The organism is Treponema sp. J25, from assembly GCF_004343725.1.
Lineage (GTDB): Bacteria > Spirochaetota > Spirochaetia > Treponematales > Breznakiellaceae > J25.
The window spans coordinates 47,802-72,128 of the sequence record NZ_PTQW01000005.1; the positions used below are offsets into that span (position 1 = coordinate 47,802).

Annotated in this window: 23 protein-coding genes and 4 tRNA genes; 24 read left to right on the plus strand and 3 right to left on the minus strand. The window is 50.4% G+C overall.

All coding sequences use genetic code 11. The annotated features are described in order from the left end of the window. Window positions 1-300: 300 nt before the first annotated feature. Window positions 301-1,926, plus strand: coding sequence for a YifB family Mg chelatase-like AAA ATPase (locus C5O22_RS01220; RefSeq protein ID WP_243692839.1), 1,626 nt, complete (start codon window positions 301-303; stop codon window positions 1,924-1,926). 26 nt (window positions 1,927-1,952) lie between these two features. Here C5O22_RS01220 and C5O22_RS01225 read toward each other — a convergent pair whose 3' ends face one another. After that, on the minus strand, window positions 1,953-2,795 hold the full coding sequence (locus C5O22_RS01225) for a PHP domain-containing protein (RefSeq protein ID WP_132779373.1): 843 nt from the start codon (window positions 2,793-2,795) through the stop codon (window positions 1,953-1,955). 191 nt (window positions 2,796-2,986) lie between these two features. On the opposite strand from C5O22_RS01225, the gene C5O22_RS01230 reads away from it, so the two are divergent. From C5O22_RS01230 to rsfS, 17 genes are all read left to right on the plus strand, one after another. Continuing rightward, window positions 2,987-4,024: a cyclic nucleotide-binding domain-containing protein gene (locus C5O22_RS01230; RefSeq protein WP_132779375.1), complete on the plus strand. Its 1,038-nt coding sequence runs from the start codon at window positions 2,987-2,989 to the stop codon at window positions 4,022-4,024. A gap of 1 nt (window position 4,025) precedes the next feature. After that, a complete protein-coding gene (locus tag C5O22_RS01235) occupies window positions 4,026-4,661 on the plus strand; it encodes a Crp/Fnr family transcriptional regulator (protein ID WP_132779377.1) in 636 nt (211 codons plus the stop codon). An 89-nt stretch (window positions 4,662-4,750) separates the two neighbouring features. Further along, a tRNA-Thr gene (locus C5O22_RS01240) sits at window positions 4,751-4,823 on the plus strand. Between the two features lie 197 nt (window positions 4,824-5,020). Further along, window positions 5,021-6,811 carry a pyruvate kinase gene (pyk, locus tag C5O22_RS01245; RefSeq protein WP_132779379.1) on the plus strand — a complete coding sequence of 597 codons (1,791 nt, stop codon included), beginning with the start codon at window positions 5,021-5,023 and terminating at the stop codon, window positions 6,809-6,811. Window positions 6,812-7,044: 233 nt separating this feature from the next. Continuing rightward, on the plus strand, window positions 7,045-7,578 hold the full coding sequence (locus C5O22_RS01250) for an adenine phosphoribosyltransferase (protein WP_132779381.1): 534 nt from the start codon (window positions 7,045-7,047) through the stop codon (window positions 7,576-7,578). 150 nt (window positions 7,579-7,728) lie between these two features. Further along, window positions 7,729-7,799, plus strand: a tRNA-Gln gene (locus tag C5O22_RS01255). Window positions 7,800-7,828: 29 nt separating this feature from the next. Further along, window positions 7,829-7,900: transfer RNA gene (locus tag C5O22_RS01260), tRNA-Glu, on the plus strand. A gap of 194 nt (window positions 7,901-8,094) precedes the next feature. After that, the gene (locus C5O22_RS01265) at window positions 8,095-9,798 is read left to right on the plus strand and encodes a DUF5312 family protein (protein ID WP_132779383.1); all 1,704 of its coding nucleotides are present in this window, start codon (window positions 8,095-8,097) and stop codon (window positions 9,796-9,798) included. A 56-nt stretch (window positions 9,799-9,854) separates the two neighbouring features. Beyond that, entirely contained in the window at window positions 9,855-10,631 is a 777-nt protein-coding gene (locus C5O22_RS01270; RefSeq protein ID WP_132779385.1) for a purine nucleoside phosphorylase YfiH/LACC1 family protein, read from the plus strand. A gap of 47 nt (window positions 10,632-10,678) precedes the next feature. After that, window positions 10,679-12,436, plus strand: a complete 1,758-nt coding sequence (argS, locus tag C5O22_RS01275) for an arginine--tRNA ligase (RefSeq protein WP_132779387.1) — start codon at window positions 10,679-10,681, stop codon at window positions 12,434-12,436. 259 nt (window positions 12,437-12,695) lie between these two features. Beyond that, window positions 12,696-13,007, plus strand: coding sequence for a 50S ribosomal protein L21 (rplU, locus tag C5O22_RS01280; protein WP_132779388.1), 312 nt, complete (start codon window positions 12,696-12,698; stop codon window positions 13,005-13,007). Window positions 13,008-13,013: 6 nt separating this feature from the next. Beyond that, window positions 13,014-13,355: a ribosomal-processing cysteine protease Prp gene (locus C5O22_RS01285; protein ID WP_132779389.1), complete on the plus strand. Its 342-nt coding sequence runs from the start codon at window positions 13,014-13,016 to the stop codon at window positions 13,353-13,355. 1 nt (window position 13,356) lies between these two features. Next, complete coding sequence (rpmA, locus tag C5O22_RS01290; protein WP_132779390.1) at window positions 13,357-13,617, plus strand: 50S ribosomal protein L27; 261 nt, start codon at window positions 13,357-13,359, stop codon at window positions 13,615-13,617. Window positions 13,618-13,809: 192 nt separating this feature from the next. After that, window positions 13,810-14,820, plus strand: coding sequence for a GTPase ObgE (gene obgE, locus C5O22_RS01295; RefSeq protein ID WP_132779391.1), 1,011 nt, complete (start codon window positions 13,810-13,812; stop codon window positions 14,818-14,820). Next, window positions 14,817-16,013 (plus strand): nicotinate (nicotinamide) nucleotide adenylyltransferase, encoded by a 1,197-nt coding sequence (gene nadD / locus C5O22_RS01300; protein WP_132779392.1) that lies wholly within the window; start codon window positions 14,817-14,819, stop codon window positions 16,011-16,013. The genes obgE and nadD overlap by 4 nt, the downstream gene beginning before the upstream one ends. After that, window positions 16,000-17,211 (plus strand): LCP family protein, encoded by a 1,212-nt coding sequence (locus C5O22_RS01305; RefSeq protein ID WP_132779393.1) that lies wholly within the window; start codon window positions 16,000-16,002, stop codon window positions 17,209-17,211. The genes nadD and C5O22_RS01305 overlap by 14 nt, the downstream gene beginning before the upstream one ends. After that, window positions 17,198-17,560, plus strand: coding sequence for a ribosome silencing factor (rsfS, locus tag C5O22_RS01310; protein WP_132779394.1), 363 nt, complete (start codon window positions 17,198-17,200; stop codon window positions 17,558-17,560). Before C5O22_RS01305 ends, rsfS begins: the two co-directional genes overlap by 14 nt. A 130-nt stretch (window positions 17,561-17,690) precedes the next feature. On the opposite strand, the gene C5O22_RS13575 is transcribed toward rsfS, so the two are convergent. Together C5O22_RS13575 and C5O22_RS01320 are read right to left on the minus strand one after the other, a co-directional pair. Further along, on the minus strand, window positions 17,691-18,002 hold the full coding sequence (locus C5O22_RS13575) for a hypothetical protein (RefSeq protein WP_207895321.1): 312 nt from the start codon (window positions 18,000-18,002) through the stop codon (window positions 17,691-17,693). Between the two features lie 109 nt (window positions 18,003-18,111). Next, on the minus strand, window positions 18,112-18,594 hold the full coding sequence (locus tag C5O22_RS01320) for a chemotaxis protein CheX (RefSeq protein ID WP_132779395.1): 483 nt from the start codon (window positions 18,592-18,594) through the stop codon (window positions 18,112-18,114). Window positions 18,595-18,738: 144 nt separating this feature from the next. Between C5O22_RS01320 and ispE the strand changes: the two genes are divergently transcribed. The 6 genes from ispE to ftsH all read left to right on the plus strand — a co-directional run bounded on the left by ispE (window position 18,739) and on the right by ftsH (window position 24,301). Next, a complete protein-coding gene (ispE, locus tag C5O22_RS01325) occupies window positions 18,739-19,626 on the plus strand; it encodes a 4-(cytidine 5'-diphospho)-2-C-methyl-D-erythritol kinase (protein WP_132779396.1) in 888 nt (295 codons plus the stop codon). A gap of 57 nt (window positions 19,627-19,683) precedes the next feature. Then, complete coding sequence (gene spoVG, locus C5O22_RS01330) at window positions 19,684-19,965, plus strand: septation regulator SpoVG (protein ID WP_132779397.1); 282 nt, start codon at window positions 19,684-19,686, stop codon at window positions 19,963-19,965. A 6-nt stretch (window positions 19,966-19,971) separates the two neighbouring features. Continuing rightward, window positions 19,972-20,043 (plus strand) — tRNA-Gln (locus C5O22_RS01335). A gap of 46 nt (window positions 20,044-20,089) precedes the next feature. Beyond that, window positions 20,090-20,698: a 50S ribosomal protein L25 gene (locus C5O22_RS01340; RefSeq protein WP_132779398.1), complete on the plus strand. Its 609-nt coding sequence runs from the start codon at window positions 20,090-20,092 to the stop codon at window positions 20,696-20,698. Between the two features lie 200 nt (window positions 20,699-20,898). Next, window positions 20,899-22,431, plus strand: coding sequence for a tRNA lysidine(34) synthetase TilS (gene tilS, locus C5O22_RS01345; RefSeq protein WP_132779399.1), 1,533 nt, complete (start codon window positions 20,899-20,901; stop codon window positions 22,429-22,431). Continuing rightward, the gene (gene ftsH, locus C5O22_RS01350) at window positions 22,421-24,301 is read left to right on the plus strand and encodes an ATP-dependent zinc metalloprotease FtsH (protein WP_132779400.1); all 1,881 of its coding nucleotides are present in this window, start codon (window positions 22,421-22,423) and stop codon (window positions 24,299-24,301) included. The genes tilS and ftsH overlap by 11 nt, the downstream gene beginning before the upstream one ends. Window positions 24,302-24,327: the final 26 nt, after the last annotated feature.

Here is a 24,327-nt window from a genome sequence, read left to right on the forward strand (position 1 = left end):
AATCATAGTGAGTATAGCCCCTTTTCTTTTTCCTGAACATAGTCTTACTATATAAGCGAATTGTTAGTAAATTGTTAAGAATTGATAAATTAATGAAAAGGTGCAGAAAAGTAGGCGTACCGCCGGTGGGATGGTGTCCTGAATCTCTCCCCCGAGGGATGCAAGAAGCCCGAAAGTAAGATGCGGTATTCGTGGCGGGTTTCCCGCGATAGTGTATGCTAATACCACAAAAAGCTCAAGCAATCTGACCATATACCCCCTATCTTAGGTATGCATGTATTCTCCTACATACCCTATGGAATGGAAGGTTTCATTTTAAAGATTGAGGCGGACCTGCGGCGCGGAATCCCGGGTATCGAAATTTCTGGCCTGGCGGATAATGCCATCCGGGAAGCCCGGGAACGAATCCGGGTGGCCTTCCGAAATTCGGGGTTCCCCTTTCCGCAGGAACGGATTGTGGTGAATCTTGCCCCCGCGGGGGTGAAAAAAGAAGGGGCAGCCTTAGATCTGCCCATTGCGCTCGCTATCATGGCCGCCGCAGGCCTTGTCCCTCCTCTCGAGGACCTTATGGTCCTCGGTGAATTGGAGCTCTCGGGGAAGGTTCGTCCGGTGCGGGCCGTCATGGCGGCAGTCCTGGCGGGTATGAAGACGGGGCTTGGTGGGTTTCTGGTCCCCGCAGAAAACCTGGAAGAGGCTGCCCTTGCCCGGCCCCGCTGGTATGCGGGGGCGGCGACCCTCGAGGACGCGGTGCATTGTGCCCGGCAGTGGGGAACAGAGCGATGTTTTTCTTTGCCTGGGAAACTTCCTGCGCCGGTGCCGTCGTATGGTTCTGCCGCGGGGAAGTCCTCTCCGGCGGGGCCGGGCTGTGGTTCAGGAGGGGGAAACGCCCTTCCGGGAGATCGGTCTTTGCGGCAATCTTCCCTGGGATGGGGGGATTTTTCCGACGTCCGGGGACAGGGCCGCTATAAACGGGCCCTTGAAATCGCCGCTGCAGGGGGCCATCATCTAGTAGTCTACGGACCTCCCGGTTGTGGAAAGACCATGCTGGCCTTTCGCCTTCCTTCTATTATGGCTCCCCTTTTGCCGGAAGAAGCGATAGAGGTCTTTCAGCTATATAACCTTTCAGGCCAGGAGCGACAGCGGCTGGTGAAAGAGGGAGTCGTAAGTCTGGACCCTCCCTTTCGTAGTCCCCATCATTCGGCCAGTATGGAAGGCATCCTCGGGGGCGGACGAACGGTTCGACCGGGGGAGATAAGCCTTTCCCATTACGGGGTGCTTTTCCTGGACGAGGCGCCCGAGTTTGCCCGGCCTGTTCTTAAGGCCCTCCGGGAACCCCTGGAAGAGGGGGTCATTACCATCGCCCGTTCTGAGTCCAGTGTACAGCTTCCGGCCCAGTTCCAGCTTCTCCTGGCGGCCAATCCCTGTCCCTGCGGAAAGCTCGGAATAGAAGATCCTGCGGTGGGTTCCCTCTGTTTCTGTTCTGAATCGGAGATTCAGCGCCATTGGCAGCGATTGGGGAGCGCCCTCCTGGATCGTATTGAACTGAGGGTGGCGGTTCGTCCCCCTTCTTGCGTGAACTCTTTGGAAGAAGAAGAAAGTGCGGTTATTCAACAACGGGTTATGGTGGCTGTACAACGGCAAAGGGAACGGTTTAACCGTCTTGGGCTTCCCTGTCGGCGGAACAGTCGAATACCCGCGGGGGCCCTTTCAAAAGTGATGGGTCTTTCTCTCCCCCTTCAGGAACAGCTCGAGAACCAGGCGCGGGACTATCATCTGTCAGGGCGGGGATTCCATGGGGTGCTTCGCCTTGCCCGCACCATAGCGGACCTCGCGGATCGATCGGAGATCCGGGCTGAAGATGTGGAAGAAGCCCTCTCCTATCGGTTAACCGGTGAGGATCCCCTGGATGGTTTTGGCGAAGAATAATGGCCCTTCGCTGGCATGGTTCTTCTTTAGGAATTCTTGGCGGGGCTGGGAAGAAAGGGGGCTGCCCAGTGATCGTCGATAATTCGGTTCCCCGCGGTTCTTCCCAATTGCCGTTCTGGCCGGGAACTGCCGTGATAATCGCTGCCGGCGGTAATCAGAAAACCCAGGTTTTTCCCGAGCTTCTCAAGGCGTTCGCACTCTGCGACCCGGGCGGTGGGATGCCAGGCCTCAATGCCCCGGATCCCCTGGCTTTTGAGTTCTTCTAAGACCCCCGGTAATTTTCCCCAGGATACATAGAGTGAGAGGGGGTGAGCCAGGATGGGAATACCCCCTGACTCGGTGATGCATCGTACGGCATGGGAAAGTTTCAGGGCCCCCTTGGGGACATAGAGAACCCGTCCCTTAGCAAGATAGCGGAGAAAGGCCTGTTCTTTCGTTTTCACGATGCGTCGTTCTACTAAAAATCGAGCAAAGTGGGGACGCCCCACAGGCCCCGGTATTCCCTGGCGTATGTCTTCGTACGAGGCGGGGATGCCCATTTCTTGCATCTTCTGGACTATACGCTCGTTCCGTTGGTGACGTTCCTCTTCTAGATACCGGAGGGCTTCCTCGAGGGAAGGAGCAATGCGGTACAAACCGATTCCTAAGAGGTGAAACTCCCCCGGCTCCCAGGGAATCTCGATTTCTACCCCGGGAATGAAGACTATTCCTTCTTGTTGTGCCACCGCTGATGCGGCAGCACACCCGGCTATCGTATCATGATCGGTCAGGGCTATCGCCGAAAGGCCCTCTTTTTTCGCTGCTCGTATCAGGTCCTCTGGCGAAAGGCTGCCATCGGAGGCGCTTGAATGGGTATGTAAATCTATCATCTTGAATAGAACTACATCATATCATACAATAGAATGCATAACCAGTTCCTGAAAAACCCTGTTTATCCCTATGGTTTCCCGGCGGAGTGCCGAAAATATAATGGAATATATCGAAGCGCAGAGCGCCGTTCCGGGACAAACAATGCAGGGTGCCTATAAAAGCCGGCGGCCGGACAGGAGGGAGGAAGTGCATGCCTAAGCCGTTACAGTATCGAGCAGGATCTGTAATCTATTTCCAGGGAGATGTGGCGGATAAGATCTACATTCTCCAGTCCGGCAAGATTAGTCTAAACTATCAGGATATTGAAACAGGGCAGGACATCCACGATTCGGTCCAGGCGGGAGAATTTTTTGGCGTAAAATCGGCCTTGGGGCGGTATCCCCGAGAAGAAACCGCTCTTGTACTGCAGGATGCCACGGTGATCGCCTTTACGGTGAGTGAGTTTGAACAGTTTGCCATCTCCAATAGCCGGATTATTTTAAAGATGCTCAAGGTCTTTTCGAACCAACTGCGAAGGATCCATAAACAGGTTTCTAACTTGATGCAGAATGAAGAACAACAGAATCCTGAGCAAGGGCTCTTTCGGATAGGTGAATATTACCTCAAAAATCGCCAATATGCGCAGGCCAAGTATGTGTTTGGTCGGTACCTTACCTACTATCCAGCGGGGAAACTAGCCATGCAGGCCGCCAAAAATTTAGAGATCGCGGAGAGTTCCCTTGCTCGCTATGGAGAAGGAAAGGGCCCTGCCCCTATCCCTGAGTCAGAAAGTCGAGCCGCGGGAGGGGGCGCTGGAACGGGATCCGCCGCTCCTGCTGCTGCGGGCGGTTCCGGCTCTGCCCTGAGCGGTGTGGCCAAGGCCTATTACGATGCGGTAAGTCTTTTGACCCAGGAAAAAATTCCCCAGGCCTTCAGTATGTTCAAAAAAATTGTGGAAATGAACCAGGAACCGGAGTATGTGGCAAAAAGTATTTATGAGTTGGGGCGGTGCTTGTACCTGATGGGGAAATATGATGAATGTATTAAGCATTTTACTGCCATGATTTCTACCTATCCCCGACATCCTGAACTGAGCAATGCCCTCTATTTTATGGGACAAAGTTATGAGAAAAAGGGAGACAAAGATCGGGCTTCAACGTTTTATAAAAAGATCCTTGCCATGGTTCCCGATGAAGACGATGCGGCCCATATCAAAGCAAAAAAAGCCCTAAAGTTGTTGGAGGCCTAGTATGGAACTGGATGCCTTTAGTCGGTTTGCCCGGACCTATCAGAAAGGGGAGATCATTTTTTCAGAATATGAGCCGGGAGATACCTTTTACCTTATCCAATCCGGACGGGTCCAACTGGTAAAGATCATAGGAAATATCGAGAAGATCCTGGATATCCTTCAGCCCTCTGAAATGTTTGGGGAAATGGCTATTCTCGAGGATTCTCCCCGTTCTGCCACGGCGATTGCCCTGGATCCGGTAAAGGTTCTGGAGTTTAACCGGGCGAATTTTGAAGTGTTAATGATGGGGAACCCCCAGATTGCTCTTAAGCTCCTTAAGCTTTTTACAAAACGCATCTACGATCAAAAACGTCGCTTTATGATTCTAACGTTGGAAGATCCTCAAGCGAAAGTGGCCGACGTCTTTCTTATGCTGGATGAGACCCAACCTAATATTGATAAAACGACGGATCAACGGGAATTTAAAACCACCGTGGAAGACATTGCCCACTGGGCGGGAATGAATGCGGATCAAACCCGGGATATCCTGAACCATTTTGTGAACCAACGACGGGTGGAGATATTCCCTGACCGAATTGTGGTAAAAAATATCAACGACTTCCAGCGTTTTGTGAATTCCCGGCGAAAAAAGACCTAGCCGGTAGAACTTGCCCTTTCTAGTGTCAGTTTTACTACGGGGATGCTTGTCTTGACCTTTTAGGTGAATTTTGTATAATGGCACCGAACGCCAAGATGGCTCAGTCGGTAGAGCAACGCACTCGTAATGCGTAGGTCCCGGGTTCGATTCCCGGTCTTGGCTGTATTCGCAATGAGGACCAATTCCCTTGGTTTGCCCAAAAGAGAAAAAAGTGTCCCCTTCTTTATCTATAAGTACGTACCCAGCAAAAGTCTTTCTTTTTTCCCTTCCGTTTAGTATACTTTGCTTCAGATTTCAATGTTCTAGATAATAAGGGTACTCCTTGTAAAAGGATGCAATTGAGAGAAGGAGTTTTCTAAATGGAAAGAAATACCCGCATTATATGTACCATGGGGCCGGCGGTTCGGAATGTGGAAATCCTTCGTCGTCTCATTCAACGGGGAATGAATGTGGCCCGTTTTAATTTTTCCCATGGGGATCATGAGTACCACAAGGAAGGTTTTGCCCTGGTCCGGGAAGCCTCCCGTCTTGAAGGGGTCCCGGTGGCTCTCCTTCTGGATACCAAGGGGCCAGAGATCCGGACCGGTCTTGTGCCAGAGGGAGGGCAGATTGAACTTGCAGCGGGGTCACGGGTTACCCTCATGGCAGAGGAGGATGCCCAAACGCTTTTGGGTCAAAGGCCTGTGTATTGTTCCTCCTCTTTTATCACTGTTTCGTATCAGCAACTTGCAGATGATGTGAAGCTGGGCGCCAAAATCCTTATTGCCGATGGTCTAATCTCATTGGAAGTGGAGTCCATTGAAGATCGAAAGATGCTGTGCCGGGTACTCCATGGGGGAACCATGGGCAGTAAAAAGAATGTGAATGTGGTGGGGGTAAAGACGCGACTTCCTGCGATGACCGAAAAGGACGAACAGGATATTGCCTTTGGTGTCCAGGAGGGCGTGGATTTCATTGCCGCATCCTTTATTCGGCGGGCCCAGGATGTGACGACAATCCAGAAATACCTGGCCAGTTTGGGGGCCGATATTCCGGTAATTGCTAAGATAGAAGACGAAGAGGGACTTGAAAACATCGAAGAAATCATCCGGGTTTCCTATGGTATCATGATTGCCCGGGGAGACCTCGGCGTCCAAATCCCGGTGGAACGACTCCCCCTGGAACAGAAGCGAATTATTCGACTCTGTAACCAGGCAGGAAAGCCCGTAATCACCGCTACCCAGATGCTGGAGTCGATGATCCATAATCCTCGGCCTACCCGGGCAGAAACAACCGATGTGGCCAATGCGATCCTTGATGGGACCGATTGTATTATGCTCTCAGGAGAAACGGCCAATGGAGCCTACCCCGATGTGGCGGTGGAAGTGATGGCCCGTATTGCCCAGATGGTGGAACAGTCCCGGGAATACCAGGAGCGTCTTGAATGGCAACGGCATAGTTTTGCTGCCTCTGATGACATTGCTCTGGCGGTTGCCCAGGCAGCCAGTTCTCTGGCCGATAGCATTAATGCCCGGGCTATTCTGGTTCCCACCTTGCGGGGGAATACGGCCCGGCTAGTAAGCCACTATCGACCGGGACGGAAAATTCTTGCGGCTACTCCTGATAGGCGAATCCAGCGGCGACTTCTTGTTCATTGGGGGGTGGTACCCCTCCTGGTTCATGTGGAAGAAGACTCGGAACTCATGATTCAACAGGCCATGAAGGCCGCTATCGAGGGGGGCTTTGTCACCAACTCCGACCGGGTGGTGGTGGTAGCGGGCACGCCTCTGAATTCTCCCCTTATGACCAACACTATCCGGGTACAGGTGGTGGGCAACATTCTTGCCCGGGGCCTAAACGGTTTTGGGGGGCGCTGTACCGGAAGAATCTTTAAGGCCAGAACCCTGGAAGAGGCTTCTATGACCCTCCGAAAGGGAGGGGGAGAAATCCTCTTAACCCATACCCTTGATGAATCTTTCATTCCGATTATTCGGGTGGTAAGCGGTATCATCCTGGAAGGAGTATCAGAACTTTCCTGGGACATAATTAAGATGGTGAATCCTGATATCGTATATATTTCCCAGGTTGCCGATGCCTTAAACCGAATTGAAGATCGACTTGTGGTAACCCTCGACGGAGAAGAAAAACTTATTTATGAAGGAACCCTGTAAATCCAGAGGATGGTGAAAGCGGACTCTACCGATGAATGGTCTTTGCTGAAATGGAAGGACTAGAAAGGGTATCGGGGGCTGTTCCTCGACCCGGCGAGAAAGACTTCTTTTCATACGGAGATCTTTTAAGTACCCTATCTGTTCACGCCCTTTGTTTTTAAAGAGCTCTCTTGATTTGGATTGGGCTAATAGGCTATGCTCAATCGGCTATTTTTTAGAGGCGGGGGAATCCCATGGAAGAATCCTTTAACCTTGATACGGCGATACGGAAGGTACCGGACTTTCCCAAAAAGGGTATCTTATTTTATGATATTACCAGTATTCTTGCCGAACCCCGGGCATTTCAGTATTGTCTTGATGCAATGGAACGGCTGTATAAGAATACCGCTATCGATGCGGTGGCTGCTATTGAATCCCGGGGCTTTGTCTTTGCCGCTCCCTTTGCGGATCGTCTAAAAATCCCCCTTATCCTGATTCGCAAAAAGGGGAAACTCCCGGGAAAAACTATTTCTAAAAAGTATCAGCTTGAATATGGAGAGGCCGAGTTGGAGGTGCACCCTGATGATGTGCCTGCGGGTAAGCGGGTCCTTGTGGTAGATGATCTCATTGCTACGGGGGGTACCCTGCGGGCCGCCACGGATCTCATTATTGCCGCGGGTGGTCAGGTGGCGGGTATCTTTGGGGTCGTGGGGCTTCCCTTTTTAAATTATCGGGCCCTCTTGGGAGATATTCCTATCACTACCCTTATCGAATATCACGGTGAGTAGGGGGGCAGGGTATGCTCATGGGTATTAACCCCGCGATAGGGAGCAAGCCTCCTATTGACAAAAAAAATGAAACGTGGTAGGTTCGTGCTGTTGTATGAGCCGTTGGGGTGCACGAACAAACACCTCGCGAAGGTTCTGAACTTCTGTTATTCCCCGGTTGTGTAAGGGTAGCACGGCAGACTCTGGATCTGCTTGTGGGGGTTCGAATCCTCCCTGGGGAAAGGGCCCTGAAAAAGGGCTTTTTTTATAGGGCCCCTTCGTCTATCGGTTAGGACAAAAGATTCTCAATCTTTAAAGAGGGGTTCAACTCCCCTAGGGGCTAGCGGGGGTCGTGAGGACCCCCTTTTTATGTATTCTTGACCCCAATCTTCTGTTCACCCCCAGTGTATAACGTGTAGGATGTTTCCCAAGGGGCCCTTATCCAGCCTGTAACTCCTTCCCGATGGGTTGGATTGTGCTTTTCTCTTTCTGGCTTCTCCATTGACCGTTTCCTATTCTTCCATTTATAGTCGTAGTATGGCAGAGAGTGAGACCTTTAGGAGATTGGCCGCGGAACTATCCCTGGAAGAACGGCGGGAACTTCTGGCCCGTCTTAATTCCTATGCGGTCCTTTCTAAAGAAGTGCTCTTCCATGAAGAAGATGTGCCTCCGACGGTGGATAGCTCCCAGCAATATCGCCAGGCTCCGTGGTATTATAAGCTCTTTCTCTTTTTGCTTTCCCTTATCTCGGGGAAGAAACCCGCAGAATTGTTTGAAGAACGGCTTATTGCAAAACTAGGGGCTTCGGTTGAAACCCATGCCCCTGGGGTGTTTGATTATCGACAAAACCTGCTCTTATCAGGTTTTCGAGAGGAACTGGAGTCTCTTAAAGAAGGGGCCCGTTTTTTTTATGAGGCCCTGGATGTAGGACTGAACAGTGATAAGGGGGCCTTTTTTGCATTTCTTGCTTCGCTCGAAATGGACTTTGTCCATCGCAGGCTCACGGTGGAAACCGATCCTGAAACCATTTCCCAGGCCAATAGCTCTTATTCAACCGGTGATGTCCGTCAATTTGCGCAACGCACAATGGAAGAGATTTTCCAGACCATCCAGGAAGATGAGCGGCGTCGTATGTATCGGGATGCCCGTTCGCTCCATTGTTTAAAGGAGCTTTCATCGTTTTTGTACGATCGCTTTCTTTCTGCCTTTACCTACGATGGGGCCTACAAGGCACCGGTGGCTCCTGCCTATGTGGTGCTGGACCAGATGAAGGTCCTTAACGATATTCTGTATTCTCTTCAGGACCCGCCGACCATGCCCCTCCTGGAAACCCTTTTTGTGTTTCAATTCCAGGAACATTCAAAGGAAGATTCGAGTGATCTTTCCGCTGAAATTCGTACCCTGTTAAATCGGGCTGAAGAAGCCCTGGGGCGGATCCGTCAGTTTAATAAGCGGATTCCCCTGACAGCCATTATTCGCTGTGTTTCCCGGGACCTGGGGTATCTCCCGCGACCTATTACGGGTGGAGAAGATTGGTTTGTGGTGTATCGGGACTACTGGAAACATCAGTTAGAAGAAAAATTCACTCTTTTTGTGCAAAATCGCCGTCGGGCAGATCTCATAGAGAATTTTAAAGAATACTTTAAGGGAATGATCATCAAGCCCCTGTTATATGTGAGTTCTGAAACTAATCCCGAAGGGATACCCCTCAAAAACACCTTTGCCCTTTCCTTCTTGCAAGCCTTCTCTCAATACATATTCCTTCCTACCCTTAATCGGGTATTAAAACCCATTCTTATTGATGGGGAGTTCTATAAAAAGGAAAATCGAGCCGAATTTACCGAGGCCTATAATGAACTGTTAAAGTTGGGAGACACCATTGCTTCTTTTGAACAGAACCTGTCTCCTACCGGCGATTTAGGAAAGCGCTATGATATGGCAAAATCGGAAATCACGAGTCTCCCCCTTAAACGAAAGAAAATTCAATCCATAGTGCAGGAAGCCTCCGATGAAGTGGCTTCTATTGTGGGCCGGGCATCAAAGGCCTTTCGTTCCATGGTGGCGGTACTGGGGGGAATTTTACATGGAGAGGCCCAGGGGAAGTATGATTCCCTGGCTAATTTGAATGCCCTTTCGGGCCGGTCAGGCTCATATCTGAATCAACTAAAGGATGCCTACTATCGTTTTGAAAAGGCCCTGCAGATCCTCACAGAAATACAGGAAATCGAAGCGGGACGATAGGGCCCCCTATAGCGTTCTACTTGCCTGAGTGAGGTACATCACGGTAAAACAAAAGTATGGAAGTATACCCTTTTTCGTTGAGCCTGGATGGGGCTCCCTATTTTCGTTTTCCCTTTATATATCGGGGAACGGTGTTGCCCCATGGGGGCTGTGTGCTTTCTTCCCGACGATGGGGGGACATGCGGTATAACCCCACAGAGGAAAGTGAACCGCGGCGGATTTTCTTTTCTCATCTGGGCATCGATGCTTCCCGGGTTGCAGGCTGTGTGCAGACCCATTCAAAGGTGGTCTGGCCAGTTGATTTCCCTCGATGGAATCGATATAACGAAGGAGATGGTCTTTTGACTCAACAACCTGAGGTGTGGCTTTCGGTCACCGTGGCGGATTGCCTCCCCCTGTATCTTACCGATGTGGAAGGCCGCTGGCGGATTCTGCTTCACTCGGGATGGAAGGGGACGGGTATTGTCCGTCATGCCCTGGAATTGCTTGCCCAGATGGGCGGTGTGCCTCCGTCCCGGGTGGTGGCGGTGCTGGGTCCCTGTATTCGCTCCTGCTGCTACGAGGTAGATAGAGAGCGGGCCCTGCAGTTTCATAAAGATTTTGGCTTTCTCCCCGGTCCCTATCCTCTTGGACCGGTGGTGCGGCAGGAAGGGGAGGATGGGCCCTACCGGCTGGATCTTCAGGCGGCTAATGCGGCCTTGCTCGCCATGATGGGGGTAGAGCATATTGCCTATTGTACCGATTGTACGATGATGAATGAGCATCTTGGCTCCTATCGACGAGAGGGGCCTAATTCTTACACAAGAATGGTGGCCCTCCTGGGATCCTTCTGAACTACAGGGGAAACCCTGCGGGAGGGTGCCACAGAAAAGGATATTCCATGCACCAACTGAAGTCTTTCTTTAAACAGCGATGCGCCCGGGCCCTGGCGGCCATGGATGGATCTGCCGAAAAAGGAGCCCTGGACGAGGCTTCTATTGTGGTAGAAATACCACCCCGGCCTGATATGGGAGACCTGGCATTCCCCATGTTTAGCTATGCAAAGCTCCTTAAGAAGGCACCGCCCCTTATTGCCGCCGAAGTGGCCCGCTCCCTGGCAGAGGATGTCGAATGTGCTCGCCGGGGAAAAGCGGTAGCGGTGGGTCCCTATGTCAACGTGTACCTTAACCGATCCTCCGTGGCACAAGAACTGCTTTCTACCCTTTTGAAGGAAGAGCCCCGGGGAAGGGAACTCTCGTTCCTTGCGGGGAAGCGTATCATGGTGGAATTTTCCAGTCCCAATACGAACAAACCCCTTCATCTGGGGCATCTGCGAAATGATGTACTGGGGGAAAGTATTTCCCGGATCCTTGCCGCCTGCGGTGCTACGGTCCGGAAGGTCTGCATCATTAATGACCGGGGAATACACATCTGTAAGTCCATGCTGGCGTATAAGGAACAGGGCAATGGCTCTACCCCTGAAAGTGTGGGCGTAAAGAGTGATCGCTTTGTTGGGGACTGGTATGTTCGTTTCCATACGATGAGCCAGGAAGACCCGACTGCGGAAGAACGGGCCCAACAGTTGCTTCGTCAGTGGGAAGCGGGGGATCCCGAGACGATTGCCCTGTGGAAACAGATGAATCAGTGGGCGGTAGAAGGAATTAAAGCGACCTACCAACGAACCGGGGTCTCCTTTGATCACTACTATTTTGAGAGTGAAACCTATTTAAAAGGAAAAGAGGAGGTGCTTAAAGGCCTTGAGCGGGGTATTTTTTACCGCGAAGCCGATGGTTCCGTCTGGATCGACCTAACCGCCGAAGGACTCGATAAGAAGGTGCTGCTGCGAAAGGATGGAACTTCTCTCTATATCACCCAGGATATTGGGACTGCCATTTTCCGGCACCGGGACTGGCCCTTTGACCAGCTTATCTACGTAGTGGGTTCGGAGCAACAGTACCACTTTAAGGTCCTCTTTAAAGTACTGGAAAAGCTCGGTTTTGAATGGGCCCGCAATCTGTACCATCTTTCCTATGGAATGGTGAATCTTCCCGAAGGAAAAATGAAAAGCCGGGAAGGAACCGTGGTTGATGCGGATGATCTCATCGATAATTTAAAGGAAATGGCCATAGAGGAAATCCGGGAAAAGGATCGGGAAGCCATTGTTGGTTCGGTGGAAGATGTGGCGGAGCGGATTGCCATTGGGGCCCTGCATTACTATCTCTTGCAGGTGTCTCCTACCAAGGATATGCTCTTTAATCCCAAGGAATCCCTTTCCTTTAACGGGAACACGGGGCCCTATCTGCAGTACATGGGGGCCCGTATCTCTTCCATGCTCCGGAAAAAGGAAGGTTCCGCCGCAAGCCGGGGGATGGTTCGGCCAGAGCTCCTTACCGGTGATCCGGAATGGGAGCTTTTAAAAACCCTGGCCCAGTTTCCCGAGGCTCTGGAAACGGCGGCCCGCTCGCTGGATCCCTCGCTTATTGCCAGCTACTTATATGAGGTTTCTAAAACCTTTAGTCGTTTTTATCACGATTGCCCGATTTTGAATGCGGAAGAACCGGATCTTGCGGCCACAAGACTTTCCCTGTCAGAGGCGGTGCTCCGGGTGTTACGGACCGCCATGGATCTGGTCTGTATTCCTTTCCTTGAGGTGATGTAGGAAAGCTCCTTCTCCCTGGAAAGGGGAGATTACATTCATCCTCGCAAGGACTTGTTGGAATAGGGGAAAAACATCACAGACTTACCGGCCTTTTTAGCGGGCAAACCAGGTTCCTGGTATTTTACCATACAAGGAATTCCGGGGACGCTGGTAATTTAGCAGCCATGGTTATCCCTGGGGCACCCCTATTGACGAGGCGGTGGTAGGCGTTGTATAAGAATGAGACTACATTTTTAACGAAAATCGAGGGCGATAGTTCATGTACGCACTGGTGGAATTCAAAGGTAAACAGTATAAGGCAGAAAAGGACTCCCTGATTCAGGTTGATAAGATTGATGCCGAGGTGGGGTCAACCCTTACCATCGACTCGGTGCTCCTCCTTTCAGGGGATAAGGTGGTGGTGGGGACTCCCTATGTGCAGGGTGCCCGGGTTCAGGCGGTGGTGGAAAACCATGTTCGGGGCGATAAGATCATTGTGTTTAAGTACAAGCCTAAGAAGGATTATCGCCGAACAAAGGGGCATCGACAGGAATATTCGGTGCTTCGTATAAAGGACATCGTTGGGGCCTGATAATTCATGGTTTCCGTCACGGTTGTCCTGGATGAGAAGGGGCTTCTCCGACATTGTCAGGTCTGGGGTCATGCCGGTGCGGGACAACTGGGGCATGATGTGGTATGTGCGGCCCTTTCGGTTCTGTCCCGTACGGCCCTTCGGATGTTAGCGGAAAGGGCTGATGTATCCGTGCAGGGAGATGCCCCTGTACGAGGGAATCTGTGGTTTTCAGTAAGCCTACGGGAAGAGGGGGCTCGGCCTTTCCTGGAGGCTCTTACCACATTCTTGCTGGAAGGTTTTAGGTCCGTTTCGCAGGAGTATCCAGCCTACTGTACATTACATATCCAAACAGAGGGGAGGTTATAAGATGGCGCGCAAGCGTGGTGGTAGCGGTGCAAAAAATGGTCGGGATTCGAATCCAAAATATTTAGGAGTAAAAGCTTCGAGCGGTACCTTTGTACGGGCCGGTTCTATCATTGTCCGTCAACGGGGGACCCATATTCACCCCGGAACCAACGTAGGTTGTGGTTCTGATTATACCCTTTTTGCCCTGGTGGATGGGCGTGTGGCCTTCGGGGAGCGAAAGGGCCGGCGGGTTGCCAGCGTAGTACCGGTAGAACAGGCCTGAAAAACCTTCCGGTAGCCCCGGAAAAGAGGCAATCTGGACTGGTAAAAAGGCGGATCGAATCACGAATAAAAGAGTTCCAGGGGCTGTAAAAGACCGGTGGGGTGTTTTACAGCCCTTCTTTATTTGTAACCGTTGTTGTTGCAAGGGGGCCGATGTCCAGACAGGAACGTAACGGATGCTCATAGGGTAGGTATGCAAAAATTTGCGGATGAAGCAATCATAGAAGTAAGTTCTGGAAATGGGGGAAATGGCTGTGTCGCTTTCCGGCGGGAAAAATATGTCCCCTTTGGAGGCCCCGCTGGAGGGGATGGTGGTCGGGGAGGTTCGGTTATTTTTGAGGTGCGCCGAAACCTCCGTACCCTCTCTCATCTTCGGTATCAGCAGGTGTTTCGGGCTGAAAATGGCAGGGATGGAGAAGGTTCCCAGCGCCATGGGCGGGATGGGGCGGATGTTATTATTCCTGTGCCACCGGGGACGATTCTTCGGGATGCGGAGACCGGCGAATTGATCCGGGATTTTGGGAAAGACGAGAGTCCCTTTCTTTTCCTGAAAGGAGGAAACGGTGGTTGGGGCAATGTGCATTTTAAGTCCTCTACCAATCAGGCTCCCCGCAAAGCCCTGCCCGGTCAAAAGGGGCAAACCCGGCGGGTGCGGGTAGAACTCCATATCATAGCTGATATTGGGTTGGTGGGATTCCCCAATGCGGGGAAATCAAGCCTTCTTGACCGTTGTACCAACGCCCGTCCCAAGATAGCCCCCTATCCGTTTACGACGAAAATCCCGAATTTGGGGGTCCTCCACCTGGAAGAGCGGGATATTGTTCTCGCGGACATTCCTGGGCTTATAGAAGGGGCCTCCCGCGGTGCGGGCCTTGGTTTTCGTTTTTTAAAGCATGTAGGGCGAGCCGCAGGACTTGCCTTTCTGATCGATCTCTCCGATGATAGCTATGAAACCGCTTTTGATGTACTTCTTACGGAGCTAAGAAACTATTCTCCCCTTCTGGCAGAGAAAAAACGGATCCTGGTGGGTACCAAGTTGGATCTGCCAGAAACGGAAACACGGCTTCTCCGTTTGCAACAAAAGTATCCCACTGAACGGGTCCTCGGGATTTCGGTGTTTTCAGGGGTAGGCTTGCCGGAGCTCTATCGAGAATTCCTTCGTCTGGTTCATGAATTAGAACGTCCAAAGGGAGATCGGTGGTGAAACTGGCGGTGTACGGGGGAAGTTTTAACCCCTTTCACTATGGGCATCGTTCTCTTGTGGAGGGAGTCTTACGGCTCGGCCGGTACGATCGAATCCTGGTCATTCCTACTTATCAATCCCCCTTAAAGGAACCTCATGGGGGTGCTTCCTGGGAGGATCGACTTGACATGCTTAATGCGGCCCTGGTGGGATATCCCTCTGTGACGGTGGATCTCTGTGAAATTCGGCGAGGGGGAATTTCGTATACTATCGATACTATCCGGGACATTGAGGCCCGCTATCAGCCGGAAGGTCCGATTGGCCTTGTGATGGGAGATGATGCCCTGCTAGGTTTTCACCGCTGGAAGGAAGCATCGCTTCTGGCAGAAAAGGTGGAATTTTTAGTAGGCCGACGGGAAATAACAGAGGGAACACAGAATTTCCCGTATTCTGTCAGAATGCTTCCCACCGAGGTGGTCCCCATTGCTTCCCGGGACATCCGGGAGCGGATCGCCTCCGGGAAAAGCTGGAAACACCTTGTTCCCTGTCGGGTGGCCTCCATCATTGAACAGCGAGGCTTATATGGGGCCTCATCTTTGCAGGAAAGATCACGATATTATGGTAACCTCGATGAGACCCTTCTAGACTTCTTAGAAGATCTGCTCCGATCCTGGCTTGATGGGGAGCGGTATGTTCATTCAAAAAATGTGGCCCTTTTAGCCAGTGAAATGGCGGCCCATTTTGGGTTGGATGCCCCCAGGGCCTACCTTGCGGGGCTAAGTCATGATATGTGCAAGGCCTTCTCTACGGATCGGCTTATTTCGCTGGCCCAGGAAGACGGTTTTCCGGTGGGGGTCCTGGAACAGAAAAAGCCCCCCCTTCTTCATGGGCGGGCGGCGGCGGTGCTTCTGAGCAAAACCTTTGCTATTACCGATGAAGAAGTCCTGGATGCCATTCGTTCCCATACTTTTGGGAATCCTCGTATGGGGCCCCTGGCGCAGGTTCTTTACATAGCAGATAAGATAGAACCGTCCCGACCTTTTGTTTCTCCTTTTTCAAAAAGCTGGCGGTCTTTTTCTCATCTGGAGGACCTTTTTCGATCCGTCTTTCTCGAAAACATCCAATATTTGCAACAAAAGAATCACATGATCCACGAGGATAGTATGGAATTGCTTGCTCAGCTTACGGGAGGGAAAACCTATGTCCCACATTAAAATCGAAGGGAGTGTCCTGTTGCTTCTGCTGATTGTTTCTCTCGTTATTGGGGGCGTAGTCGTTGTTGTTCTTTCGAGCACTACCGATCCGATGGAAAAAATAATAGGAGAGGAACAGGTTCTCAACGTTCTTTTCATCCTGGAAAAAGAAGCGGTAGAACAGGTGTTGTCTGCCTATGTATTGATGTACTATCCTCCGACCCGCAAGGCTGCAATCATCGATATCCCCCCGGAAACAGGACTCATTATAAAAAACCTGAATCGGGTAGATAGTATTGATATTTTGTATAAGCGTTGGAATGTAGAACCTTTTACGAAAGAAGTGGCAAACCTTCTGGGAATTCCCCTTCATTTTACGCTGGTTTTCTCCCAGGATCGGCTCCTTAAATTGGTCGATCTTATGGATGGCCTTTCGGTTTTTATTCCTCAAGAGCTAGAATATGAAGAAGGAGGAAAAAAGAAAATCATACTTCCCACAGGAAGAGTCACCCTTGATGGGGCTAAAACCTTGCAATACCTCAATTATCGAATGCCAGAGGAAGAAATAGAAAGCCCAGAACAACGGAGTAGTAAAATATTCCTCGCCCTGCTACGCCGGTTGCAAGAACGATTTTCCTTTATGCAGCAACCAGAGGTATGGAAGGTAAGTAAAACCTGCTTTGTCACCCCTCTTTCTGACGAACATTTACAGCGTTTATTAACAGAGGTGCTCCGTTTAGATACCGAACGGGTGGCTATGCACCGAATTTCAGGTTTGTATCGGGAAGTGTCAGGAAAGAGGTTGCTTTTCCCTTCGTATGAAGGAGAATTAATCCGGGAGGTGGTACGGCAGAATGTGTCTCTTCTGGTGCGGCAACAGGAGGGTAACATTCCTGATCGGGTGTTTACCCTGGAAATTCTTAACGGAACTCCCCTTTCGGGGTTAGCCCGTAGAACTGGAGAGCTCATGAAAGGGTTTGGCTATGATGTTATTTCCACAGGTAATGCGGAACGGAACGATTATGAAAAGACCCTTATTATTGATAGAACAAACTATCCGGATATGACCAAACAGCTTTCTGGTCTTCTTCGTTGTACGAATATTGTGCAGGAACGGCCTAACACAGAAGAAAACACTGAATTAAGCCTTGAAACGTATCGGGCTGATTATACTATAATACTGGGAAAGGATTTTAATGGAAGGTATGTCGTTCGTTGATTATGAAGGGGCATCAAAAGAATTAGGGCAACTTCTTGTGGAACACAAGGGGCAGAAAGTGGTAGTCCTGGATTTACGATCCCTTAACACATGGACTGATTTTTTTATTATTGCCACCACCACAAGTTATACTCATCAGCAGGGGCTCCATAAATACATCAAGGAATATGCGGCAAATAAAAAGCTTACCATTCTGCATCGCCATCGCCGCTCTCCGGCGGATGATGAATGGAGCCTTATCGATATGGGACCTATTGTGATTCATCTTATGAGTGATCGGGCCCGCTCTTTCTATGAACTTGAACGGTTGTGGAATGGTGCCCCAGTCATCTGGAAGGAAGAGGAGTGATAGCTTCTTCTCCCTTAGGGGGCTTTATCTTCGAAAAGGGCTTTCGTGGAGAGTAGCGGGGATTTTTGGGGGTACCTCTTACCAAAGGTAAGAGGTACCTGACCAGTAGAAAAAGCGTTCTCAGGAGAGCTTATTCTTCAAAATCGTCGTAATCTACATCATCGTCGTAGTCGTAATCTTCGTCTTCGTCGTCAAAGTCCTCATCTTCTTCATCGTCGAAGTCTTCGTCGAAATCGTCCTCTTCGTCGTAATCTTCATCATCAAAATCATCATCCATATCATCGAAATCTTCGTCTTCGTCGAGATCTTCGTCCTCAAAATCTTCGTCGTAGTCGTCATCATCAAATGCTGCCACTGGGAATGGCAGATCCGTTTCCTGCCCGAAGGTGACTGGCCATACTTCGAGCGTTTCCTCGGTATCAATGGTCTGGTAGGTACCCATACGATTCTCCATATAAAAAAGATTTGGCTTGTTATAGCTCACTGGCTCTCTATCCTCATTGAAACATAAGGGAGAGATTTACTTCCTGTCAACAGGTTTTTATCTCAATTTATGGATTTTTTATTCCCAGAATGCAATAAAAGTAACCAAATTCCCCTTGTATTTGATACCCCCATTCTTCAGATATATGGGGAAGTACTGGGTCAATACCATTGCCCGCAATAAGCGTTGGAGGAGTAATAAGCACTTCAATGCCATTTATTGATTCTAATCCTGCCAATCTTCCTGCTATTTGGTTGGCCACTTCTGCTATGGCATGCCGTTGATAACTTACAGGATCAACTCCAGAAGGAGTTTCCATCTGGAGGTGGGCGTTAAGATAGGTTGTAAAAGAAGCTCCCATCGTTTCGGGCATTATGAGCAGAATATGCCCTTTCCATCCTCCTACGATTCCCACTAATACCACGACTTCGTTCTTTTTGTCTTTAAAGGAAATGGGTGATACTGGCGTATAAGTAAGATTTGTAAATCCAATTTCTTCCAATACTTCTTTTATGGCCTGTTTTAACAGAATTGCATATGACTGTTCCATAAAGATGAGTATAGGGGGTGAAGAGCGGATGGTCAATGTAATTTTAGATAAACTAGTGGTTGTTTAACAGACATGGTACTGGTCTCGTAAGATACAGGGGACCCCCTTTACAAAGAGCTTGATTTCTGTATAATTGCCCCTACCATGGAGTATGAAGTAGTAAGGAAGGCGCCGGCAAAAATCAACCTTCATCTCCATGTGGGACCCCGCCGAGAGGATGGCTTTCACGAGATTGAAAGCCTTTTCCTGGCCCTGGAGTTGGGAGATACCATTCGATTAACGGTCGGTGCTAAGGAAGGTGCCTGCGATGTCGTTATGCCAGGGCCGGTAGCACCGGAGGATAACATTGTAAGCCGGGTAGTATCTCTTTTTAGAGCCGTTACGGGGTGGAAAGCGGGAGTCCGGATTGAAATAGAAAAGCGTCTTCCCCTCGGTGCAGGCCTTGGGGGAGGGTCTTCCGATGCGGCTGCGGTGTTAAAAGGGCTAGAGAGCCTGAGTGGAAAGGTGCTTCCCCGGGAAGTGTTATGGGATATGGCGAGCCGACTGGGGAGTGATGTTCCCTTTTTTTTGGAGCCTGGCGCTGCATATGTACGGGGACGGGGAGAAATAGTAGAACCGCTTCCTTTTCCATACCATATGCCAATTGTGCTGGTGAATCCGGGTATTCACAGTGATACGGCCAGGGCGTACAGGATGTTAGATAGGGCTCGAGAAAGGGGGGATCTTCCCTGTTCTCAGCCCCTGGGAAAGCAGGCTTTAAAGGATGCCCTTGAAGGGAATGTAGAGGGCTGGCCATTTTATAATGATTTTTTAAATCTTTTTTTGGGAGAAACGGAGGGAAGTTTCCAGGAAATATATCAAAGGCTTATAGGGGATCTAAAAACAACAGAAGCCCTGTTTGTAAGCATGAGCGGATCCGGGTCTACCTGTTTTGGGGTTTTTAAAGATACGGTGCATGCTCAGGAAGCGGCACGGTGGCTTTCTTCCCGATGGAATTTTGTGGAATTAACATTTCCTCTTGCGCGCTTGTAAGGTACAGTAGTACAATGGTACTACAGTATACCTGGGCCAAAAAAGGGGAGATGCGCCATGGAGATCACCGACATCAGAATTCGGAAGGTGGCCGGAGAAGGGAAGTTAAAGGCATACGTGACGGTTACATTTGACGATTGTTTTGTCGTTCACAATGTAAAAATCATTGAGGGCAAGAGCGGAGTGTTTATTGCGATGCCCAGTAGGAAAACCCGCTCAGGGGAATATAAGGATGTGGCTCATCCTATTCATCCTGAGTTTCGGGCGGAACTACAGAAGAGAATCCTGGAGGTATATGATTCGGGGAACGTCCAGGATGATCCAACAGTAGAATTATGAAATCTTTGGGACGTCGGCAAGCGGTAAGCCACCGGGTTTTGGTTCCGGCATTCGCAGGTTCGAATCCTGCCGTCCCAGGTATTTTCCTGTTTTACAGGATGCGGATGGAGCGAAGGAGAGAAGAATGGAACACGTGGTGCTTACAGCCCAGAAAAGAACCGGTCTCGGATCCGGCTATGCGGCTCGTCTTCGGCGGAATGGTCGGCTTCCAGCGGTAGTGTATGGGGCAGAAGGGAAGGCTTTCCCTATTGAACTCAATACCTTGGAATTTGCCAAAGGAATAAAGGGAATTTCTGAAAGTACACTTATCAATTTGTCCATTGATGGGGTTTCGCATGAGGTTTTTATTAAGGACCTGCAACGGGATATCCTGACGGGCAAATTTGTTCACGTGGATTTTTACGAAGTGGAAAAGAGTAAGGCCCTCCATGCAAAAGTGCCGGTACGTATTCTCGGTACCGCTGAAGGGGTTCGTCAGGGAGGAATTCTGGAAGTTCCCATCCATGAAGTGGAGGTGGAATGTCTTCCTAAAGACTTACCTGAACATATTGATGTGGATGTTTCTAGGCTGGGTGCAAACCAGTCTCTCCATGTACGAGATTTGGTTCCCCCTCAGGGTGTGAAGTTCTTATCCAGTCCTGACATGGTAGTGGCGACGGTAAAATTTGCTAAGGTAGAAGGAACCGCTGCTCCTGAAGCTGCTGCTGTCTCGGAAACTGCTCCAAAAGCGTAATTCTCTATGAGGAGGGAATTATCAAGTTTTCAGAGAGTACAAAATGCGGATAGGGGCGGGCCTGTACGTTAAAGGATAAGGGTTGTTGTCCTAAGAAAATAGATATGTAAAAGGAAGAAGTTTTTCCCTTTTGCGGTGTTACAGGCTACTGTGTTTCTGTGAGGGGCTTCTTAAAAAAGTCTGAAAAAGGTAGCCATGACATGAAAGTAAAGAACCTGGAGGAGAACGTTGGCCGCTTTGAGCGGATTGTGAAAGACAATCTCCTCCAGAGTAGTGTTTCCTTTGAAAAAACAACTTTTCTTGTGGGAGTTTCGGGGGGCGCTGACTCAATGGCGCTCCTCGTGGCTCTCCAGCACCTTCAAGTAAAACTAGGATATACGCTCCATTGTGTTCATGTGAATCACAACCTGCGGGGCGAAGAAAGTAGGGCGGATGCTCTCTTCGTGAAGGAATTTTGTGCACGCCGAGAGATTCCCTGCACGGTGGTACAGATCCAGGCTGGAAGTATAGAACGGTGGGCCCGAGAAAAAAGATCTGGTATAGAAGCCGCGGCCCGGCATTTTCGGTATAGGGTTTTTAAAAAAATTTTCCACCGTGTCCGGGCAAATTTTCTGGTGTTAGGCCACACCAAGAGTGATGCCTTGGAAACGCTCTTGATGCGGATCCTCCGGGGCTCAGGACCGGCAGGCCTTTCGACTATGCCCCTGCGGCGGGGCGTCATTGTTCGTCCCTTGCTTACCTTTGAACGGAACGAAATAGAGCAATATCTTGCTAGTCAGAAAATTCCCTATCGAACTGATAGCACCAACCAGGATATCCATTATTTACGAAACGCGATTCGACATCTCTTGGTGCCGGTTTTAGAGAGCCACTTCCCTTCCTGGAAGAATAACCTTCTTTCCCTCGGAGAAACCCAGCGAATGGTGTATGATTACCTGTCGCAAGAGGTACATCGCCAGCTTTCCTGGGAAGAAAATCCAGCACCGGCGCTACCGTTCCTCCCTGAAACGCCGGCATGTCGGGGATGGGACCGGCGAACAAGGGTGGACGTATTCTGGAATTTACCTCCCCTGTTGCAGGAAGAGGCCCTCTTCCAGGGGATCGATGGGATCCTGCGGAAAGAAAAAAGAAAAAGGGCCCGTTTTTTTTCTCCTGATCCCCTGTTGTCCCCTGGGGCAGTTCCACGGCGAAAGGGAATTCGGGCCTTTCTTAAAGAAAAACCCTCCCGTGCCATGGTTGGGCCCTGTATGGTATGGCAAGAGGGACCCTATGTGTATCTCCAGACTGCCTGGGGTTCCCAATGGAGCAGAGGGGGAGCCCTCTCTCTTGATGCGCCGGGATCGTATGCTTTCGAAGGAATGATCATTACCCTTTCTTTACTCTCTGCTGAAGGGTCTTTGATGGCTAGTGGTACCCCTGGTATTCCAAAAGGAGAATCGAAAAGAGGGGATCCAGAGATTTTTGTGGGGTATCTACCCCTTCTTATTCGTTCCCCCTATCCGGAAGATCGTCTTGTGTATCGGGGGAAAAAACGTACTATTCGGGAACTCCTGGGAAAGAAAAAAGATGAAGCCCTTCGTTTGTTTGTACTTGAAGACCTTGAGGGTATTGCAGGATATCTGGTATTAGATATACATTCAAAGGTACATGTCTGGCAGCGGGATGCTTCTTTTACTGAAGGAAAAGAAGCGATGCCAGTACTGATACACGTTCGGGGGTCCTATGTCGGATGACAATAAAAATCCACTTCCTCCCCAGAGTCCTTTGCAGGGGGGAAAGGGAAATCGGTTTGCCCTGGTGTTTTTTATTATTACCCTGGGGCTTTTTGCTTTCTATTTTTTACGAGACGATAAACCTATAGTTCAGGAAATTTCCTATTCTTCCTTTCTTACCTATGTGGGGCGTAATGAGGTTGATGCGGTAAAAATTACCGATAAAGCGCTTATCGAAGGATCTCTTCGTAGTGCCGATGGAACCCTCACTCGCTTTAAAACCCTTATTCCCTATGATGATCCCCAATTATTGCCCCTTCTTCGGGAGAATGGCGTTAAAGTGACCGGGGCGGTAAGCGGTGTTTCTCCTCTGGCTATTGTCATGGAATTACTCCCCTGGATTATTGGCTTTACCTTTATATGGCTCATGTACCGGAATGCCCAAGGCGCAGGAAATAAGGCCTTCCAGTTCGGGAAAAGCCGGGCAAAGCGGTATCTGGACATGGGAAAGCGGGTCACCTTTGCGGATGTGGCAGGTCAGGAAGAGGCAAAATACGAACTGCAGGAGGTGGTCTCTTTCTTAAAGAATCCCCAGAAATTTACCCGTATGGGGGCCCGTATCCCCAAGGGGGTGCTCCTGGTGGGTATGCCGGGTACGGGTAAAACCCTCCTTGCGAAGGCGGTGGCAGGCGAAGCGGGGGTGCCCTTTTTTCATATGTCGGGCTCTGATTTTGTGGAGATGTTTGTAGGAGTGGGGGCGAGTCGCGTACGGGACCTGTTTGAACAGGGGCGGAAGAATGCTCCCTGCATCATTTTTATAGATGAACTGGATGCGGTGGGTCGTACCCGAGGGGCCGGCTATGGGGGAGGCCACGATGAGCGGGAACAGACCCTGAACCAAATGCTTGTCGAGATGGATGGCTTTGATTCAAAAGATGGGATTATTATCCTTGCGGCCACTAATCGGCCGGACGTTCTGGACCCGGCCCTCCTCCGACCCGGCCGATTCGATCGACAGGTGGTGGTGGCCATGCCGGATATAAAGGAACGGGAGGCGATTTTCCGCATCCATGCGAGTAAGGTTCCCCTCGGCTCCGACGTCGACTTTGCCCGGCTTGCCCGGGCTACGCCGGGGACAAGTGGCGCCGATATTGCAAACCTGGTGAACGAGGCGGCCCTGTTTGCGGCCCGTAAAGACAAATCTTATGTGGAAATGAGCGATTTTGAAGAAGCCCGGGATAAAATTCTCATGGGTATCGCCCGCAAGTCCCTGGTGATGTCAGAGAAGGAGCGCCGGATGACCGCCATTCATGAAGGGGGACATGCGCTGCTCCACTATTACCTGAAAAATGCGGATCCCCTGCATAAGGTAACGATCGTTCCCCATGGACGGGCCCTGGGTATGGCCATGTCTCTCCCCGAAGAGGATAGCTATAGCCGAAGCCGTTCCTGGATCGAAGACCGGATTGTCATCATGTATGGAGGCTGGGCCGCAGAAAAGATTTTTTATAACGATACGACTACCGGTGCAAAGCAGGATATTGAGCAAGCTACCGATTTGGCCCGGCGCATGGTCTGTGAATGGGGTATGTCGGAAGAATTGGGGCCTGTAGCCTATGGCCAGGAGGAAGAACCTATCTTCCTGGGAAAAGAAATAGCACGACACAAGGATTATTCTGAACAGACCGCTGAAAAGATAGATAAGGCGGTGCGTCAGATCCTTGAGAAAGGCCTGAACAAGGCCCTTGCCCTTCTTACGGAGCATCGGCAGGAACTTGAAAAATTAAGCGAAGAGCTTATCCGTCGGGAAACTCTTACCGATGATGAAGTACGGGAATTACTTGGGTTGCCCCCCCGTAGCTCTGGCCAGGAATCCGACGAAGGGAGGTAAGCCCCCAAAGGTTCTGTTTCTGTAGG